Raw genomic sequence first — 17,582 nt, forward strand, 5'->3', positions numbered from 1 at the left:
ACACGAAGCGCCATGCTTAACTGCCTGCCGCGGTTGCCGGGTCGTCGAAGAAATAGTCTTTCCACGACTTCGGCTCGTTTTTGATCGCCCCCACGCGATACATGAACTGCGCGAGACCGAGCGTGTTTTGCGGCGCGATCTTGAACTCCACTTGCGGATTCTTGATGATCTTCAGGAGCAGCGCGCGATCGATTTTCGACTTGTTTACGCGCAGATAAATATCGGCGGCGGCGTCCGGATTCGCGGCAATAAAACGCGATGCGTCGGCGAGTGCATCGACGAACGCGCGGTACGTTTTCGGATTGCCGTCGCGGAATTTTTCCGTCGCATAGAGAACCGTTGCGGAACTCGGGCCACCGAGCACATCGTAGGAATTCAGCACGATATGCGCCTTCGGATTGCCCGCGAGTTCCTGATCCTGAAACGGCGGATTGCCGAAGTGACCGGTAATTTCCGTGCCGCCCGCGATGATCGCCGCCGCCGCATCAGGATGCGGCAGCGCCTGCGTGTACTTGTCGAGGCGGTTGTATTCCTTGTCGCCCCAGCGCTTCGCGGCCGCGTATTGCAACACGCGCGACTGCACCGACACATTTACCGCCGGCACAGCGATGCGGTCTTTCGCGCCGAAATCGGCAATCGTCTTCACGTCCGGATTGTTGCTCACGAGGTAGTACGGCAGATTGCCGAGCGAAGCGACGCCCTTCACATTCTGCTTGCCGTGCGTGCGGTCCCAGATGGTCAGCAACGGGCCCACGCCCGCGCCGGCGACATCCACGGCGCCCGACAGCAAGGCGTCGTTGACGGCGGCCCCGCCCGAGAGCTGCACCCAATCCACCTTGATGTCGAGGCCCTGCTTGCGCCCTTGCTTTTCGATGAACTGCTGATCGCGCGCGACGTTCAGCAGCAGATAGACAATGCCGAACTGTTCGGCAATGCGGATCTGTCCTTCGGCATGCGCGGGTATAGCGGCGCTCATGCCGGCCGCGCCGATAGAAACGGCGAGCAACGTCGCGGCAAAGCGGCGCGTGAAATGGCTGACTGTACGACGACTCAAAAGCGGTGACCGTGCAGCGGTCGAATGAAACCTGGCGAACATCGAAACTCCGATCGGCGAGTGGCGTTTAAGTATTTGAGTTGTGTGAATGGCACGGCGCGCTGATTGCGCGCAAAAGATCAGAAAGGCACGTCGCCTTCGATCGTCGTGCGATAAAGCTTGCGCCGCTGGTCATCCGGCGTGCCAGCCGCGAGGTGCATCAACGAACGGTTGTCCCAGAACACCATGTCGTGTTCCGCCCAGCGATGCCGGTACACATGTTCGGCACGCACGCTGTGCGCGAAGAGTTCTTCGAGCAATTGCCGGCTTTCGTCTTCGGGCAAGCCGATTACACGCGTCGTGAAATGCTCGCTCACGAACAGCGCCTTGCGCCCCGTCTCCGGATGCGTGCGCACGATCGGATGCACGACCGGCTTCACTTGTGCGATCTGTTCGGGCGACAGATTCGGCCGCCACGGGCTGCGCTTTTGCAGTTCGGCGTACTTCGCGAGATACGTGTGTTCGGCCGTGCGTCCTTCGACCGCACTGCGCAGATGCGCGGGCAAGGTGTCCCACGCGAGATGCATGTTGGCAAACAGCGTGTCGCCGCCTTCGGCCGGCAATTCCTGCGCATGCAGCAAGGAACCGAGGCTCGGCTTTTCCTTGTAGGACAGATCGGAATGCCAGTAATGACCGGCATCGCCGAGACCGATTGGCTTGCCGTTTTCGACGATATTCGACACCACCAGCACTTCCGGATAGTCCGGCAACTGGAACTGATGCAGCACATGGATCTGCAACGGACCGAAGCGGCGGCTGAAAGCAATCTGCTCATCCGGCGTAATGCGCTGATCGCGAAACACCAGCACGTGATAGTCGAGATGCGCGCGATGAATGCGCGCGAAATCCGCCTGGGCAAGCGGCTTGCTCAGATCGAGGCCGAGCACTTCGGCGCCGAGCGGGCCGTCGAAAGCGCGAATCTCGATGGGCTGACCGGCAATGGCGCCGCCGGCGGCGTGGGAATCGTGAGAATGCTGGGCGGCGGTGGAAGCAAAGGCTGTCGTCACGGGAAACTCTTCGTCGTATCGGGTCGCAGTCAGATGAATGTACCGGCGCGCGCACCCGACGACAACGAAGCAAATCCGATACGTTTATCTGCTGGAGTGATAAACCCGATGTTTTAACGCGCGACGACGCGCACGAGCGATATTACGGCTCCATGTCAGAGCTGGCCCGGACGCGGATCGGGCACGAAGCCATCGCGATTCGGCATCGCGACGCGCGGCAGCGATGCCGCGTCGAGCCGCGTGTCCGCGGGCACAATGCCGTTCTGGTTCAGCAGAAACGCGCTGACCGCATAGACCTCGTCGGCGGAAAGGGATTCGGGCGCGTTGTACGGCATCGCGCGGCGAATATAGTCGAAGAGCGTCGTGGCGTACGGCCAGTAGCTGCCCACGGTGCGCTTCGGCTTCGCGCCCGACAACGTGCCTAGGCCGCCCACGAGCGGGTCGCCGAGACCGCCCTCGCCGCGCGCGCCGTGACACGCCGCGCATTTCGTGGCGAACACGCGCGCGCCGGTGGCCACGTCGCCGCTGCCGGCGGGCAGGCCGCGCCCGTCGGGTGCGATGTCGATGTTCCAGGCAGCGATGGTCGTTTCGTTAAGCGGCGTGCCGATGCCGTAGGTCGCGCTTGCATCGCGGGAATCGGGCTTGATGGACGAGCACGCGGCGAGCGCCGTCATGAAAACAAGCGCGGCGATGCGCGTCGAAGGGCGTTCACGCATTGCGCACCTCGCCGCTCGCATCCACGCGCCATTGCTGGATCGCGTTGTAGTGGTACTGCGAATTCAGGCCGCGCGCGGCGACGAGTTGCGCGCGCGTGGGCTGCACGTAGCCGGTGGAATCGGTGGCGCGCGAAAGTATCTCGGCCGGCGCGCCGTCCCAGCGCCAATCCGCTTCGAAACGAGTCAGCGCACGGTCGCGTGCCGCGCCATCAAGACGCGCGAGCCGCCATGACGCGCCGCCATCGGTGGAAACTTCGACTTTGCGGATCATGCCGCGCCCCGACCACGCAATGCCGCTAATCGCGTAATAACCGTGCGTGGTGAGGCGATGCCCCGGCGACGGCCGCGTGATGACCGACTTCGCATCCATCTCGAACACGAACTGACGCGCGGTGCCGTTCGCGAGCAGGCTCGTATATTTCGACGTCTCCTCGCGCGTTTGCAGCGGCGCGTCGACCACCTTGAGTCTGCGCAGCCACTTCACATTGGTATTGCCCTCGAAGCCGGGCACGATGAGCCGCAACGGATAACCGTTCTCGGGCCGCAAGCGTTCGCCGTTCTGCGCATAGACCACGAGCGCGCGCTCGAGTATGCGATCGAGCGGCAGGCTGCGCGTCATCGCGGCGGCGTCCGCGCCTTCCGCGAGCAGCCACGCGCCGCCGTTAGCGTTGCTTTGCGCGGACACGCCGCCGACCTCTTCCAGCAAGGTGGAAAGACGCACGCCTGTCCATTCGCAACACGACAGCAGACCGTGCGTCAGTTGCACCGGCAAGCCGCTCGGACCATTCCATTCGCTGCCGGTATTGCCGGAACATTCGAGGAAGTGGATGCGCGACTCCGCCGGCAGACGCAGCAGGTCGTCCATCGTGAAGAGCTTCGGCGTGCGCACGAGGCCGTGAATCGCGAGACGATGCTGATCGGCGTCGATGTCGGGCACGCCGCCATGATGACGTTCGTAGACGAGGCCGTTCGGCGTGATCGTGCCATGCAGATCCGCAAGCGGCGTCATCGACGAAGCCGCGCCGGGCAGCGGCCATTGGCGAGCGCTTCGGCGCACCACGCCGGCCTCGCGCGGCGACGGCACGCCATACGGATGCTCGAGCACCGGCGCGCCCGGCACACGGCTGGACGGCGCGACTTCGAGCGGCCTGAGCAGTTCGCCCGCGGCTGCCGCCGCGCCTTGCGACGCGACCAGACCGCCCGCCGCAAGACGGCCGAGCAGACGACGGCGGCTACGCGACGAAGGTTGATCGGGCGGCAGATCGAACGGCGTGTTGCTTTGGCTCATTGCGGCAGCGGCGCTTCATGGAGAAGTCGACGATGCTAGCAATGCGATGCGCCGCGGCAAAACGATCAATCGTGATATGCATTGCAGCGAATGCGGGCTTTCGCTTTATTCGCTACTGGCCACGCTCACTCGACCGTAGCCGGCGACGCCTTCACGAGATTGCGCAGCGTGAGCCTCGCCTCCAGCCCGCCGCCGGCGCGATTATGAAGTTCGAGCGTGGCATCCATCGCAAGCGCGAGTTGACGCGCGATCGCAAGGCCAAGCCCTGTGCCGCCCGTTTGCCGATTGCGCGATCCTTCGATCCTGTAGAACGGCTGGAACACATCTTCGAGCGAATCGGCGGGAATGCCCGGGCCGCGATCGAGCACCGAGATGGTGGCGTGCCTGTCCGGCGACATCGCGATCTCGATCTGCGCCGCGCCGCCGAACTTCAGCGCGTTATCCACGAGATTACCGACGATGCGCCGCAGCGCCTGCGGCCGCGTCATCAGCGGCATGTCGAAGCGGCCATGCAGTGACACGGCCTGGTCGGCATCCACGTAATCGCAAACGAGGCTGTCGAACAGCGCATCGGGATCGATGCGGCACGGCGTTTCGGTCGCGCCGTGCAGCGTGCGCGCATACGTGACGCCTTCTTTCACGAGCGCTTCCATCTCCTGCAAATCCTGGCGCAGCTTCGCGCCTTCGGCTTCGGCGTCCATCATGTCGACGCGCAAACGCATGCGCGTGATCGGCGTTTGCAGATCGTGCGAAATGGCCGCGAGAATCTGCATGCGTTCGGTGACGTACATCGCAATGCGTTCCTGCATGGCGTTGAAAGCGCGGGCCGCGCGCGCGATTTCGGAAGGCCCGGTTTCGCTGAGACGCCCGGCCTTGAGATCGGGGCCGAGCGCATCGGCGGCTACCGCCAACTCGTTGAGCGGACGCGTGGCCGTGCGCACCGCGAACCAGCAGCAGCCGAGCAGCACCGCGAGTTCCAGCAGCAGCACGAGCGGCAACCAGCGCGACAGCGGCGCGCCGGACATCGGCCGCATGTCGATGGTGAGCGGCGAGCCGTCGCTGAGCTTCAGATGAACCTGCAGCCGTTCGCGCTCGCCCGGCACCGCATTCACCGTGAGCGGGTAGTTGGTGCCGATGCCATCCGCGATGGAGCGCGCGACGCGCGCCGACAGGTTCGCATCCACCGGCCCGCCGCTCACGCCGGGGCCCAGCATGAACTCGTAACTGCGCCGCGCGAGACGCGGCAGCCATTGAGCGCGTTCGTTAGCGGGCAGATGATCGAGCAGCGCGACCGAACTCACGACCTCGCGTTCGATGTAACCCATCATCACGTTCGTCATGGTCTGGTCGCGTTCGGTCATGGTGAGCCAGAACGACAGCGCCTGCGCCGACGCGAGTCCGACGAAGAGAATCAACGTCAACCTTGCGAACAGCGTGCGCGGCCAGTGCAGCGACCGAAGAAATGTCATTGCGGGTCCCCGATCACGTTCACGGCCGCGGAAAACACATAGCCTTCGCTGCGCAGCGTCTTGATGTAACGCGGTTCGCGCGCCTCGTCGCGCAAGCGCTGACGCAGACGGCTTACCATCAGATCGATCGAGCGGTCGAATTGATCGGCCTGACGGCCTTGCGTGAGATTGAGCAGTTGATCGCGTGTCAACACGCGCTGCGGATTGTCGAGGAATACGCGCAGCAAGCGGTATTCGGCGCCGCTTAGCGCGACCATCGTGCCTTCGGCGTCGAGCAGATGACGCGCCGTGGTGTCGAGCCGCCAGTCGCCGAAGCCGAGCATTTGCGCGCTTTCCGTTACCTGCATGCCGGGCGGCAGCATGCGCGCGCGGCGCAGCACCGCGCGAATGCGCGCGAGCAGTTCGCGCACGGCAAAGGGCTTGGGCAGATAGTCGTCGGCGCCCATTTCGAGGCCGAGAATGCGGTCCGCTTCTTCATTGCGCGCGGTGAGCATCAGCACGGGCACCGTGCGAAATTTGCCCGCGCGCAGTTCGCGGCATAGCACGAGGCCGTCTTCGCCGGGCATCATCAGATCGAGCACGATCAGGTCGGGTGCGCCCTGCTCGAGAGCCGCGCGCATTTGCCGCCCGTTGGCCGCGAGCGAAACCCGCATGCCGTTCTTCTCCAGATAGCCGGCGATCAGTTCGCGAATGCCGCGGTCGTCGTCGACGATCAGTACGTGGTCGATCGTGTCCATGAATGGATCATCTCTTTTGACGTTTCACCTGCACCCGGCTCGCGCACAGCATCGAACACTGGACCGGATGCGCCCATTCGGCCGCCACACCGCCCGCGATGAACGCGATGATTGCAAGCAGCCGCTTCATGCGTCCTCCACGACGGAAAGACTGGCGCCGTCGGAAAGACCGGCATCCAGCGTATACGGATCGATCCCTTCCAGGCAACCGATATTGACGCGCCACAGCTTCGCGTCCCGGCGCGTCTGATGAAACGGATAAATACCGCAGTGCCTGCAGAAGAAATGCTTCGCGACGCGCGTGTTGAACTGATACAGCGTGAGCGCGTCCTCGCCTTGCGTGATCGTCAACCGGCCGGCCTCGAACGGCGGGCTCATCAGCGCGCCCTTGCGGCGGCACAGGCTGCAATTGCAGCGCGCGGCGGGCGCAAGCGGTGTCCTGACCTCGAATTTGACGGAGCCGCAGTGGCAGCTTCCCTTTAGCGTTTCGGTGTTCATCAGCATCTCCGTGACTCTCGATGCCTGCTTTATAACGCGCGTCCGACCGCGGTTTATGTCGCAATGTATCCGAACCTGTATCTGACACAAAACATTGCACCGGTGCGCTCTAGCTGGATTGGCCCGCGTTCGCCCGCGTTTCGCCCGCGTTTCGCCATTTCGCGGCGCGCGGCGTCGATCTATTTGTATCGCACTGTATATGCGGCGCTGCGAGATACACAGCATTGCAATACGCCGCTTCGCCGACACAAGCCAGATACCCGGCGCGACTCTAATCTCATCAACGACGGATTCGAGGCCACGCCAGATGTTGCGATGCGGACATCGCCGCTCTTCGGCAAGCCTCGCTGAAACCCGACGGATGCTTGGCTTCCTACCTATTCTGGAGAACGACATGAAAGTTTCGATGATCGCTTTGGCTCTGGCTGTTTCCGCTACGACGCTTCCGGCTTTTGCCGCCAATCCCGCCGCTGCCGTGAGCAACGTCGACGGGCAGCACACGCAGCAATGGACGCCGGCGCAGAACACGGCGGCGAAGAGCCGCCTGGAGGTTCGCCAGGAACTGGCGCGTGCGACGAAAAGCGGCGAGTTGGCATCGCTGAACAAGATTTACCAAGGGAGCTAAAGCGGGCTGCTAAGCGGCCACGCTCTTGGTACTTTTCCTTATCTACCGACTTATTACCGACGAAATCGATCATGACCCAATCAGACAAAGTGCTGTACACCGGCAAGACCCACACCACCGGCGGACGCGATGGTGCGTCGCGCAGTTCGGACGGCCGGCTCGACGTCAAGCTCGGCTCGCCCGGCGCATCCGCGACCGGCACGAACCCCGAGCAGATGCTGGCCGCGGGGTGGTCCGCGTGCTTCATCGGCGCAATGGGTATCGCGGCCAAGACGCTGGGAGTCGCGCTGCCCGCCGAAACCGCCGTCGATGCCGAAATCGACCTGGCAATGAACAATAGCGGCTACTTCCTGCGCGCGCGGCTCAATGTCAGCCTGCCTGGAATCGAACGCGAGACTGCGCAGAAGGTCACCGATATGGCGCACCAGACGTGTCCGTATTCGAAGGCGACGCGCGGCAACATCGACGTGGTGATTACTGTGGTTTGATGGCGACTGCGTGTGGCTCGCTGCATGACGCCGGCGCTCTTTGCGGAGCGCCGGCGTGTTTGTCTTTGGGTCTGCACCGCAGCAAGCGCGCTACCGTGCAACGTCTCCATCGTCGTCGCCGGTCACACCGAATTCGACGGGCGTCTTCACGTAGAACAGATGCACGTCCTCGGCGCGCAGCCGCTCGAACAACCTGGCGGCTTCGTCGCTCGTTACCGCCATCACGACCGATAACGGCTGATCCGCCAGCTCGAAAAAATGCGCCGAATGCACGCGATGATGGTGGCCGATGCCCTCGCTCGCCGGTATCACGGTCGCGCCGCGCAGACCGAGTTCGCCGGCGAGAACGACGAGCCAGTCGGCCATCGGCTTGCCGCGATGCCGCCGATCCTGCTGCGTGAAAAAAGTGATCTGATAGCCGTTCATGGCGACGTCTCCTGGATGCGCTGCGGCGCCGCGCCGTCCGATTGCGCCGCATCGGGCGCGGGCCACGCGTCGGCGCCGACGAGCGGCACGAAGCTCACTTCGCCAAGCGAGCTGCTTTCGTAGTCGTCCTCGCTGCGGCGCACGAGTTTGACGAGCTTCTGATAGTGCCGCTCGCAGCCGACCGGCATCACGATCCGGCCGCCGATCGCGAGCTGTTTGCGCCATATCCCCGGAATATGCGGGCCGCCCGCTGCGGCGATGATCGCGTCGTACGGCGCATGTTCCGCGAGTCCCGCCGTGCCGTCGCCGAGATAAACGGTCACGTTCGAAATGTTCAGCCGCGCGAGAATGTCGCGCGCCATCGCGACCAGGTCCGCGTGACGTTCGATTGAATGGACATGCGCGGAAAGCGCGGCCGCGACGGCAGCCGCGTAGCCCGAACCGGTGCCAACGTCGAGCACGATGTCGGCGGACGAAAGCTCCGCGGCCTCGATCATCGTCGCGACGATCGCCGGCTGCGAGATGGTCTGATCGTTGCCGATGGGCAGCGGCCTGTCTTCGTAAGCGAGATCGCGCAGACAGTCGGGCACGAACGCTTCGCGCGGCACGCGGCGCATCGCATCCAGCACACGTGAATCGCAAATGCCGCGGCGGACGAGCTGCCGCTCCACCATCCGCTCGCGGGCCTCGTTGAAATCGCTCATCGCCACCTCCGTCTTGCAGCCGGCGTCTGCCTGCCTGCGTGCCGCGTTGCAGCAGATAGCCGCAGCGCACGCATCGACACGTTTGCCGGCGAATGCGGGACCTTCATTCAGTCTACGCGCAGAACGAGTCCGACAAAACGGGCGGCGAAGATGGCATTAAACGGTGGACGTGCCCCTCAAACCGGCTCGGCCGGAATCTCGGGTTCGACCAGCTTCGCGAGTTGCATCAGCGATTCCTGCCAGCCGAGGTAGCACATCTCCACGGGAATCACCTCGGGCACGCCTTCCTGAAGAATCGAGACTTCGGTCCCGCACAGCACCGTACGGAACGTGATCGTTGCGGACATTTCGCCGGGCAGATTCGGATCGTCGAAGCGGTCGGTATAGCGGATTTTCTCGTTCGGCACGAGTTCGACGTACTCGCCGCCGAACGAGTGACTGTGACCGGTGCCGAAGTTGCGAAACGACATCTTGTAGGTGCCGCCCACGTGCCCTTCGAAGTGATGGACCTGGCAAGTAAAGCCATACGGAGGCAGCCATTTCGCGAGCGCGTCCGGTTCGAGGAACGCCCGATAAACGCGTTCGGCAGGCGCGCGCAGCACGCGGTGGAGTTTGATGGTTCCGGTAGTCATGGTAAGCCGCCTTTCGGTTGAGAAGTTGGACACACTGCTACGACGATTCGACGGCAGCGGAATCGACACGATGCGCGATAAAAATCGCCACGCGTTGTGGGTGCCGTTACGTCGGCCGGACACCGCGGGCGGCTCGACCCGCCTCTGAGCGATAGACTACCAACACAGCTCTCGCAGGAGAATCTCATGCGGCTCGTCGACTGGAATATTCAGTGGGGGCGCGGCGTGGATGGCCGCGTCGATCTCGCCCGCATCGTGCGCGAGGCGCGCGCGCTGTGCGATTTCGACATCATGTGCATGCAGGAAGTGACGCGCGGCTTTCATGAGCCGCAGCAGATGGGCGGACTGGCCGGTGGGCCCAGCGCCGATCAGTTCGCCGAACTCGCCGCGTTGCTGCCCGGCATGACCGTAACCGACGCGATCGGCTCGGACCTTCCGGGCGTCGGCGTCGGCGGCGGCAAGCAGCGGCGTCAGTTCGGCAACGCGATCGTCACGCGTCTGCCGGTCAGACAGGTGCTGCGCCACTCGCTGCCGTGGCCCGCCGACCCCGCGAAGCCGTCGATGCTGCGCGTCGCGCTCGAGGCCGTGATCGATACCGACGTCGGCCCGTTGCGCGTGATCAGCACGCACCTGGAGTTTTATTCGGAAACGCAGCGGCTCGCGCAGGTCGAGAGGCTGCGCGAGCTGCATCAGGAAGCATGCGGGCACGCGCGCCGCCCGGCGCGAGCCGAGAAGCAGGACAGCCCATTCGCCGACAGCGGGCGGCCGATGAACGCGATTGTCTGCGGCGACTTCAACAGCGCGTTCGAAAGCGCCGCGTATCGCAAGATGCTCGAGCCGATTGCCGGCGCGCCCGCATTCGCCGACGCCTGCACGCTCGCGCACGGCAACGACGCACGCGCCGCGACGGTCGGCCTGTACGACCGCGAGCAATGGCCGGACGGACCGTTTGCCTGCGACTTCGTGTTCGTCACCGAAGACCTTGCGCCGCGCGTCGCGTGCTGCGAGGTCGACGCGCACAGCCGGTCGTCGGATCATCAGCCGATGTGGCTCGAACTGCGCTGAGCGGCAACGTACGACGAAAGCGCGGGCCGCGCGCTAGATGCGCGGCAGGTCGTCGATGCATTTTTCGATGTGGCCGTCGGGGACGTCGGTGTCGATTCCGTCATGCCCGTTGGTGTGGGAGACGGCCACGATTTTCGGCCCGAGAAAGCGCGTGCCGCCGAGCGTGAAAAGCGACCAGACAGCGTCGCCGCGACGGATCGCGGCCACCACCTGGGCGACTTCGACGATCGAGGTCGGCGACAACCAGCTGCGCGTGGCGGGGTCGACCGTGGCCCAGCGCACATGCGTGATCCGGTCGTTCGAAGGGTTGATGCGCACAGCGTCGATACCGAATGTAGCCATGATATTTCCCCCAGCACCCTGGCACTGACGATCCTAGCATGATGGTCCAAGCCGTCCGGCGGGGCAAGGGGCAGCGTTGCGGGGCTTCCGCGTCATTTGCCCGCGCCGGGAAACTCGCGGCAACCGAGCAGCAGTCGGTCGCCCGGCGCCGCGCCTGGCGCAAGCGCCGCGGCGTGCGTCTGGCCGTCGCCGCACTGCCATTGCGCTGTCAGATCGCTGCGGCATGACAGGACGCCTCCACCGGCGACGTCACCGGTCAGCATGTAGGTGCAGGCTGTCTGGCCATTGCATCGACGCGCGAGGTCGAGCGTGGCGTTGCCCTCCTGCTGGCCGCAGTTTCGGCCGTAGGTTCCTGCGACGATTGTTATGGTGTTCGATGGATTCACGTCGGCCGCAGGTGCGCCGTAGCTGGCGGACGCGTGGAATGTCAGGGATGCCAGGCATGTGGCACTCACAAGCATTCTGGCGCGCGACGCAGCGAGTCGGCGGATTTTCATGAGCGGCCTCCGGGCGGCCGAACGGCAGGGGTAAACCCATTTTAGACGCTGCCATGCGACACGCGGGCCGCGAGACGACTAATCGAAGAAGACCAGCCAACCTGCGAAGGCGCGGCTCAATTGCCTGATTGCGGTGGCTCTGCCCGAGCACTTCGTAAATCCGGGGTACTGGCGAGCGATCACCGGAACAACCGCTCCCCACACTACCCCACTGCATATCACCGCAACCCCAACCACCAACCCTCACCGCTGCCCGTAAATCGCAATCGTCACCCGCCGGTCTTTCTGCAGGCAAGCAATGACGGCAGGCGTTTCACCCGGCGGGCAATGGGAAACCGGCTGCGACGATCCCGCGCCCGAAGCGCGAATGCGCTCAGCGTCGAGGCCGTGCGCCACCAGATACGCCTTCACGGTTTCGGCTCGCGCCTGCGACAGCGCACGGTTGCTCTCGTCGGAACCGATACGGTCGGTGTGACCCACGACGTCGATGCGCGTCACGCCGTCTTCTTTGCGGATTTTCTCGATCGCGGCGTCCAGTTCGGCGCGGCCGCGCGGCAGCATCGAATTGAGGCTCGATTTCCCGAACGGAAACAGCGCCTCGCCTTCGAACGTGAACTGTTCGAGCGCCGCCGGCTTCGCCGCCACCGGAGCGGGCGCAACCGGTGCGGCGTCGCTCATCAAGTCCGCACACTGTGGATCGCGCCAGTACGTCGCGCTCACGCGCATGTTCTTGTCGAACTGCACCTGATATTGACACGACACCACCCGGTCGCCGCGACGGAAATCGAACAGGTAGTTCCAGACATGATTGCCCACGAACCACTCGTTAAAGTGCGGCGGCCCGATCAGGTCATAGAGCTGGTCCTTGTTGAGCCCGGTACTCACGTTGCGCAGGTTCGCCACGTTCACGAACGTGCCGCCGGCCGGCGACGCGGACGTGGCGTCCGGAAACTTCGGCGGCGTCTGCGGCACCGCGCATCCCTGCATGACGACGGCAGCCGCGAGGCACACCGAAAGCAGCATAGCTGGTTGTAATTTCATGATTCGCTTGTTGTCTTGTTTGAGGTTTCGCATCGGCTCGGCTACTGCGGCTAGTGCGCTTTCCGCGCTTTCCGCGCCTTCCGCGTCTACCACTGGTAGCCCGCGCCCATTACGGCGCCGTAGGTGCCGCGCGTGTTCGTCGAGACGGCCGCCTTGTAGACCCAGTGGTTGTTCTCGGAGATCGTGGAAACGCCGAGCGCCTGGCCCGACTGACCGCGATACACGCTGCCCGCAATCGACACCATGCTCTTGCCCGGCCCCGACGGCTGCGGCAGGCCGGCTACGGCCATCGCCGTGGCGGTGCCGCCGTCGGCGTCGCGGCGATACGAGTCGAGGTTGTTGCGCAGGCCGGCCACCTGGCTGTCCGTGTAGCTGTTCGCCTGTGACAGCGCGTTGCTCACGCTAGCGTTGAGCTGGCCGACGTTCACGGCATCGGTCGGCGCCGTGCCCGCCGCGACGTTGACGACCTGGCGCGTCGAACCCGCGGAGCCCACCGCAACCACGTTCGAGCGGCCGCCGTCGTCGCTGCCCGCACCGATTGCCGCAGATCCGCTGCCCGACGAAGTCGCGCCCGTACCCACCACCGTCGAGCCGTTGCCCGTCGCCTGCGAGCCGTTGCCGACCGCCGTGCTGTTCGAGCCCGAGGCGACGGCCCCGGAGCCGCCCGCGGACGAGTTCGTGCCCGTCGACGACGGCGCCGTGCTGTTGCCGGTGCCCGGCGTCGACGTATAGCCACCGCCGTTATTGGTGGTGTTCTGGTTGATGAGCGTCGTGAGCTGGGAAGCGACGGCGTCGAGTTGCGAGACGTTCACGGCGTCGGTGCCGAGGCGCCCAGGGGCCAGGCCCGTGATTTGCCGGTTGCCGACGTTGATTTCCCCCGCCGACGATTGCGGGCTGCTCAACCCATACGCCACGTAGTTGCTGAGCGCGCCGACCGTGGTGAGCGAGCCGGCGCCGAGCGCGATGCTGTTCGCCATCGTCGCGCTGGCTCCCGAGCCAAACGCGATGGCATCCACGGCACTGCTGCGCGCGCCCGAACCAATCGCGACGCTGCCGACGTTGGCCGCGCTCGAATTCGCGCCCTGCGCAATCGACTGCGCGCCGCCCGCCACGCTGCCGCTGCCGAGCGCGATCGCATCGGCCTGCGCGGCGCTCGATGCCTGGCCGATCGCCACGCCGCCCGGCGCCGTGGCATCCACGACTGCGCCGTTGCCGATGCCCACGCCGTTGTCGCCGTTCACGACCGTCGTGGGGCCCACCGCGATGGACTCCGCGCCGACGGCGAGCGAGTCGGCCGCCGTCGAGTTCGCGTGGAAGTACAACTGCCCGGTCACGGCAAACGACGACAACGCGCCCGCAAGCTGACGCACGGTGACGGCGTCCTGCGCTTCAGTGCCGTCCGCGACATTGGTGAGCTGGCGATAGGTGTTCGTCGACGCATTGCCGAACGACACCGCACCGAGCAGCGTGCGATCCGACGTGTTGTACGGAATCGAATGCGTGCCGTTGGCAATCGAGCCGACGCCTGAGAGCACGGCGCGATCTGATACGGAGCCCGAACCAATCGCCACGCCGTCGTCGACGGTGACGCTCGACAGCGTGCCGAGCGCAAGCGAGTTGGCGTTCTGCGCCGAGGCCCCATTGCCCGCGGCGAGACTCGAGGTGCCGGCCGAGACCGCGGCCGGGCCGATGGCGACGCTGTCGGTGCCCGTCGCCAGGCTGTCCGCGAGCGTCGAGCTTGCGTGGAAGTACTTGATGCCCGCGCCGTTGTTGATGTTGTCGATGGCGGTACTGTTGGCCGTCACCTGCTGGTTGGTCGCGTAGAGCTGCGAGCCGTTCACGGCGTCCGTGCTCGACTGGCTCAACTCGCCCGCGGCCACGTTCTGGATCTGCCGCGTGGCGCCCGACGTGCCCACACTCACGACGCCTGCGGGTGCGCCGCCCGCGAACGTGTAGCTCACGCCGCCAATGGTCGCGCCCGACGTCGGCGTGGCGGCCGTGGTGGTGGAACCCGCACCCAGCGCCACGCTGTTCGCGACACTGGCGATGGCGTTGGAGCCGACGGCCACGGCGTTCGCCGCCGTCGATTGCGTGTTGCCGCCCACGGCGATTGCATCCGCGCCCGTGGCGACAGAATCGGCCAGCGTCGAATTGGCGTGGAAGTACTTGATGCCCGCGCCGTTGTTGATGTTGTCGATGGCGGTGCTGTTGGCCGTGACCTGCTGGTTCGTCGCGTAAAGCTGCGAGCCGTTCACGGCGTCCGTGCTGGACTGGCTCAACTGACCCGCGGCCACGTTCTGGATTTGCCGCTCGGCACCCAACGCGCCCACGCTCACGACGCCCGCAGGCGACGCGCCGGCGAACGAATAGCTCACGCCGCCGATGGTCGCGCCCGAGGTGGGCGTCGACGTGGTCGTCGTGGAACTGGCGCCCAGCGCGACGCTGTTGGCCACGCTCGCGATGGCGCCCGAGCCGAGTGCGAGCCCGCGCGATGCGGCAGCCTGCACGACGGCCGTATCGCCGAGTGCAACTGAGCCCGCGCTGTTGGCCTGCGATGCGTTGCCGAGCGCGACGGAGCCTTGTCCGGTCGCAACGTTTCCGTTACCGAGCGCGATCGCGCCCTGGCCGTTGGACGTGTTGTTCGCGCCCATCGCGATGGCGCCGTTGCCGATGGCCGAATTCGGATCGCCGATCGCCACTGCGCCGTTGCCGCTCGCCGTCTGGGCTTCGCCGAGTGCGACCGCGCCCGTGCCGCTCGTGACCTGCGAATTATGGCCGCCCGCAATGGCGCCGGTGCCGGCCGCGGCCGCGACGATGTTGTTGGCGCCGAAGGCGACCGTCATCGTGGCAAGCGCCTGTGAGCCGATGCCCATTGCCGTTGCGCCTGCCGCCGACGCGACCGCCGTATAGCCGACCGCGGTGGCGTTGTTGGCGCTTGCCGTGGTCGCGCCGCCCAACGCCGTGGTCTGCACGCCGGTGGCGAGCGCGTTGATGCCGAGGCCCGTCGCGTTCAGGGCCGTTGCATGAACGCCCGCACCCAGCGCCGTCGCGGAGGTTGCCGTGGCGCTCGCGTTGAGACCGAGCGCCGAGGTGTTGTCGACGGTTGCATTCGCGCCCGCGCCGAGCGCGACGGCCGACGTGCCGGTCGCCCTCGCGAGATTGCCGAAGGCGCTGCTCGACAGTCCGGATGTCAGCGCGCCGACGCCCACCGCAACCGAACTGTTGCCGCTGGCCGTCGCGCCGCTGCCGAACGCTTGAGCCGACGCGCCGCTCGCAATGGTGTTGTTGCCCATCGAGATCGCGAAGTTGCCGGTGGCCTGCGTGCCGGAGCCCGGTACGCCTGCGGTGCCGCCCACGCCGATCGCAATCGCCCCCGTGCCCGACGCGCCGCTGTTCACGCCGACCGCGACGCCGGATGCGCCGCTCACCATCGCGCCCGAACCGACCGCGACACCGGCATCGCCCGCGGTGGTCGTGATCGCCTGATTGCCGATGGCGACCGACGTGCCGGCGGCCGCAGTCGACAAGGGTCCGAGCGCCGTCGCGTGATCGCCCGATGCCGTTGCCCCGGCCGCTCCCGCGAACGAAGAGGCGCCCGAAGCGTTGGCAGCGCCCGCCGCGACAGCGGCCGCGCCGGAAGCGTTGGCGAACGATCCTAACGCGGAGCTATTGGTATCGGACGCCTTGGCGCCGGGTCCTAGCGCACTGGAATTAAGCCCGGTTGCGCCTGCCGAAGTACCGTAAGCGGCAGCACCTTGAGCCGTTGCGCTGGACAGATAGCCGGTCGCAGTACTGTTGACGCCGCTCGCAACACTGGTGCTGCCGATCGATACGGCGCTGGCTCCCGACGAAACGGCGCCGAGCCCTACCGCAACGGTGCCCGTGGTGCTCGCCGTCGAGTTAATACCTACGGCCGTCGAATTGTTTCCGGAAGCCAGCGCGCCTGGCCCCAGTGCGCTCGCTGAGATGCCCGTGGCGATCGCCAGGTTGCCCAACGCCGTGGAGTTCTGCTGCGAGGCAGTCGACCCTATACCGATTGCGATTGCACTGGTCGATCCGCTCGCGCTGCCGCCGTCCAACGCAAACTGCGCATGCGCGCTCGGGGCGGCGAGTCCGCTTCCCAGCAGCACCAACGCCGCCGCGGCAAGCGATGGCATGGCACGACCACGGCTGCGCGCGTCGGTTGCGTCGCTGCGTGCATCGGCGGCGCAGACATTGACGACGCCCGCAGACGCGCCTTTGCCCTTGCCGTTGGCCCGGTCGAGTTCGGACGCGGCGACGAAGGCGCCGAGCGCCGCGTTCCACACAGTGCGGTAAGTTCGATTCATAGATTTCCCTGCCTGTAAGCGGCGTGTTCCACACAGACGCATCACGCACTCATGGCAGCTTGAATCTGCATAAGTGCGATAAACGTCTGCCGAGCTAAATAAATAACCGTTTGTTATCGACGAATGAGGTCCTCGCCTCGAATAATTCGAGTCGAACGAATAACGTCAGACAGGGGCGAGCAAAAATACCGGCAATCCGATCGATTGCGTATTTTTTAAGCGCTGGTTGTCGTAATTCCGTTACCTGAATCAGGCGAGAACCCGGTGAAACATAGAGTAAGGGATAGGCCGATGGAAAAGAGAGCGGACAATATTGAACAATTGTCACTGAAATGTGACAAAGTTGAACGGGCATGCCGACAGTCACGACTCGCCTGCCTGTCCGGGCGTCGGTAAAGTCAAGAAACAGGCCGGCGCATGTCACATTTGACGTTTTTTTGTGCAGCCGGATTAATGCGGACTGATTGTTTATCCGTAATTCTCGAACCGATCGAAATGCGAATTCTTTAAGCGCAAGATGCAATTGGCGTACCGCGCCATATATCGCGGCGCGATCCGGTTTGTCCCAAAGGTTTTTCAAAGCTATTGAAGATTCTTCAGGAAACGCCGGCGCGCGCATTTGGCGC

General features: G+C 65.0%; 20 protein-coding genes. 4 read left to right on the forward strand and 16 right to left on the reverse strand.

What is annotated here, in order from left to right:
- Positions 1–16: 16 nt before the first annotated feature.
- The 8 genes from BGRAMDRAFT_RS14655 to BGRAMDRAFT_RS14685 all read right to left on the reverse strand — a co-directional run bounded on the left by BGRAMDRAFT_RS14655 (position 17) and on the right by BGRAMDRAFT_RS14685 (position 6,808).
- Positions 17–1,096: an ABC transporter substrate-binding protein gene (locus BGRAMDRAFT_RS14655; RefSeq protein ID WP_006049549.1), complete on the reverse strand. Its 1,080-nt coding sequence runs from the start codon at positions 1,094–1,096 to the stop codon at positions 17–19.
- A 77-nt stretch (positions 1,097–1,173) separates the two neighbouring features.
- The gene (locus tag BGRAMDRAFT_RS14660) at positions 1,174–2,100 is read right to left on the reverse strand and encodes a TauD/TfdA dioxygenase family protein (RefSeq protein ID WP_006049550.1); all 927 of its coding nucleotides are present in this window, start codon (positions 2,098–2,100) and stop codon (positions 1,174–1,176) included.
- Positions 2,101–2,255: 155 nt separating this feature from the next.
- Positions 2,256–2,816 carry a c-type cytochrome gene (locus BGRAMDRAFT_RS14665; RefSeq protein WP_006049551.1) on the reverse strand — a complete coding sequence of 187 codons (561 nt, stop codon included), beginning with the start codon at positions 2,814–2,816 and terminating at the stop codon, positions 2,256–2,258.
- Positions 2,809–4,104 (reverse strand): sulfite dehydrogenase, encoded by a 1,296-nt coding sequence (soxC, locus tag BGRAMDRAFT_RS14670; protein ID WP_006049552.1) that lies wholly within the window; start codon positions 4,102–4,104, stop codon positions 2,809–2,811. Before soxC ends, BGRAMDRAFT_RS14665 begins: the two co-directional genes overlap by 8 nt.
- A gap of 125 nt (positions 4,105–4,229) precedes the next feature.
- Positions 4,230–5,573 carry an ATP-binding protein gene (locus tag BGRAMDRAFT_RS14675; RefSeq protein WP_006049553.1) on the reverse strand — a complete coding sequence of 448 codons (1,344 nt, stop codon included), beginning with the start codon at positions 5,571–5,573 and terminating at the stop codon, positions 4,230–4,232.
- Entirely contained in the window at positions 5,570–6,310 is a 741-nt protein-coding gene (locus BGRAMDRAFT_RS14680; protein WP_006049554.1) for a response regulator, read from the reverse strand. Before BGRAMDRAFT_RS14680 ends, BGRAMDRAFT_RS14675 begins: the two co-directional genes overlap by 4 nt.
- Before the next feature lie 7 nt (positions 6,311–6,317).
- A complete protein-coding gene (locus BGRAMDRAFT_RS35855) occupies positions 6,318–6,440 on the reverse strand; it encodes a hypothetical protein (protein ID WP_006049555.1) in 123 nt (40 codons plus the stop codon).
- The gene (locus BGRAMDRAFT_RS14685; protein WP_006049556.1) at positions 6,437–6,808 is read right to left on the reverse strand and encodes a GFA family protein; all 372 of its coding nucleotides are present in this window, start codon (positions 6,806–6,808) and stop codon (positions 6,437–6,439) included. Before BGRAMDRAFT_RS14685 ends, BGRAMDRAFT_RS35855 begins: the two co-directional genes overlap by 4 nt.
- Positions 6,809–6,871: 63 nt before the next feature.
- On the opposite strand from BGRAMDRAFT_RS14685, the gene BGRAMDRAFT_RS34545 reads away from it, so the two are divergent.
- The 3 genes from BGRAMDRAFT_RS34545 (at position 6,872) to BGRAMDRAFT_RS14700 (ending at position 7,921) form a co-directional block, all read left to right on the forward strand.
- A complete protein-coding gene (locus BGRAMDRAFT_RS34545; RefSeq protein WP_044021117.1) occupies positions 6,872–7,159 on the forward strand; it encodes a hypothetical protein in 288 nt (95 codons plus the stop codon).
- 10 nt (positions 7,160–7,169) lie between these two features.
- Positions 7,170–7,433 carry a DUF4148 domain-containing protein gene (locus tag BGRAMDRAFT_RS14695; RefSeq protein ID WP_232292269.1) on the forward strand — a complete coding sequence of 88 codons (264 nt, stop codon included), beginning with the start codon at positions 7,170–7,172 and terminating at the stop codon, positions 7,431–7,433.
- Positions 7,434–7,504: 71 nt separating this feature from the next.
- Positions 7,505–7,921, forward strand: coding sequence for an organic hydroperoxide resistance protein (locus tag BGRAMDRAFT_RS14700; protein ID WP_006049558.1), 417 nt, complete (start codon positions 7,505–7,507; stop codon positions 7,919–7,921).
- A gap of 90 nt (positions 7,922–8,011) precedes the next feature.
- Here the strand turns inward: BGRAMDRAFT_RS14700 and BGRAMDRAFT_RS14705 are convergent, their stop codons facing one another.
- From BGRAMDRAFT_RS14705 to BGRAMDRAFT_RS14715, 3 genes are all read right to left on the reverse strand, one after another.
- Complete coding sequence (locus tag BGRAMDRAFT_RS14705; RefSeq protein WP_006049559.1) at positions 8,012–8,347, reverse strand: DUF190 domain-containing protein; 336 nt, start codon at positions 8,345–8,347, stop codon at positions 8,012–8,014.
- Positions 8,344–9,051: a protein-L-isoaspartate(D-aspartate) O-methyltransferase gene (locus BGRAMDRAFT_RS14710; RefSeq protein WP_006049560.1), complete on the reverse strand. Its 708-nt coding sequence runs from the start codon at positions 9,049–9,051 to the stop codon at positions 8,344–8,346. Before BGRAMDRAFT_RS14710 ends, BGRAMDRAFT_RS14705 begins: the two co-directional genes overlap by 4 nt.
- 176 nt (positions 9,052–9,227) lie before the next feature.
- Positions 9,228–9,683, reverse strand: coding sequence for an SRPBCC family protein (locus BGRAMDRAFT_RS14715; protein WP_006049561.1), 456 nt, complete (start codon positions 9,681–9,683; stop codon positions 9,228–9,230).
- Positions 9,684–9,869: 186 nt separating this feature from the next.
- On the opposite strand from BGRAMDRAFT_RS14715, the gene BGRAMDRAFT_RS14720 reads away from it, so the two are divergent.
- On the forward strand, positions 9,870–10,748 hold the full coding sequence (locus tag BGRAMDRAFT_RS14720; RefSeq protein ID WP_006049562.1) for an endonuclease/exonuclease/phosphatase family protein: 879 nt from the start codon (positions 9,870–9,872) through the stop codon (positions 10,746–10,748).
- Between the two features lie 33 nt (positions 10,749–10,781).
- On the opposite strand, the gene BGRAMDRAFT_RS14725 is transcribed toward BGRAMDRAFT_RS14720, so the two are convergent.
- The 5 genes from BGRAMDRAFT_RS14725 to BGRAMDRAFT_RS35365 form a co-directional block, all read right to left on the reverse strand.
- A complete protein-coding gene (locus tag BGRAMDRAFT_RS14725) occupies positions 10,782–11,090 on the reverse strand; it encodes a hypothetical protein (protein ID WP_006049563.1) in 309 nt (102 codons plus the stop codon).
- Between the two features lie 92 nt (positions 11,091–11,182).
- Complete coding sequence (locus tag BGRAMDRAFT_RS14730; protein WP_006049564.1) at positions 11,183–11,587, reverse strand: hypothetical protein; 405 nt, start codon at positions 11,585–11,587, stop codon at positions 11,183–11,185.
- 243 nt (positions 11,588–11,830) lie between these two features.
- The gene (locus BGRAMDRAFT_RS14735) at positions 11,831–12,661 is read right to left on the reverse strand and encodes an OmpA family protein (RefSeq protein ID WP_044021147.1); all 831 of its coding nucleotides are present in this window, start codon (positions 12,659–12,661) and stop codon (positions 11,831–11,833) included.
- A 53-nt stretch (positions 12,662–12,714) separates the two neighbouring features.
- Positions 12,715–16,956 carry a YadA-like family protein gene (locus tag BGRAMDRAFT_RS14740; protein WP_006049566.1) on the reverse strand — a complete coding sequence of 1,414 codons (4,242 nt, stop codon included), beginning with the start codon at positions 16,954–16,956 and terminating at the stop codon, positions 12,715–12,717.
- Positions 16,957–17,050: 94 nt separating this feature from the next.
- Positions 17,051–17,575, reverse strand: a complete 525-nt coding sequence (locus BGRAMDRAFT_RS35365; RefSeq protein WP_232292271.1) for a hypothetical protein — start codon at positions 17,573–17,575, stop codon at positions 17,051–17,053.
- Positions 17,576–17,582: the final 7 nt, after the last annotated feature.

It is taken from the genome of Paraburkholderia graminis C4D1M (genome assembly GCF_000172415.1).
In the GTDB taxonomy this organism is placed as follows: Bacteria; Pseudomonadota; Gammaproteobacteria; order Burkholderiales; family Burkholderiaceae; genus Paraburkholderia; species Paraburkholderia graminis.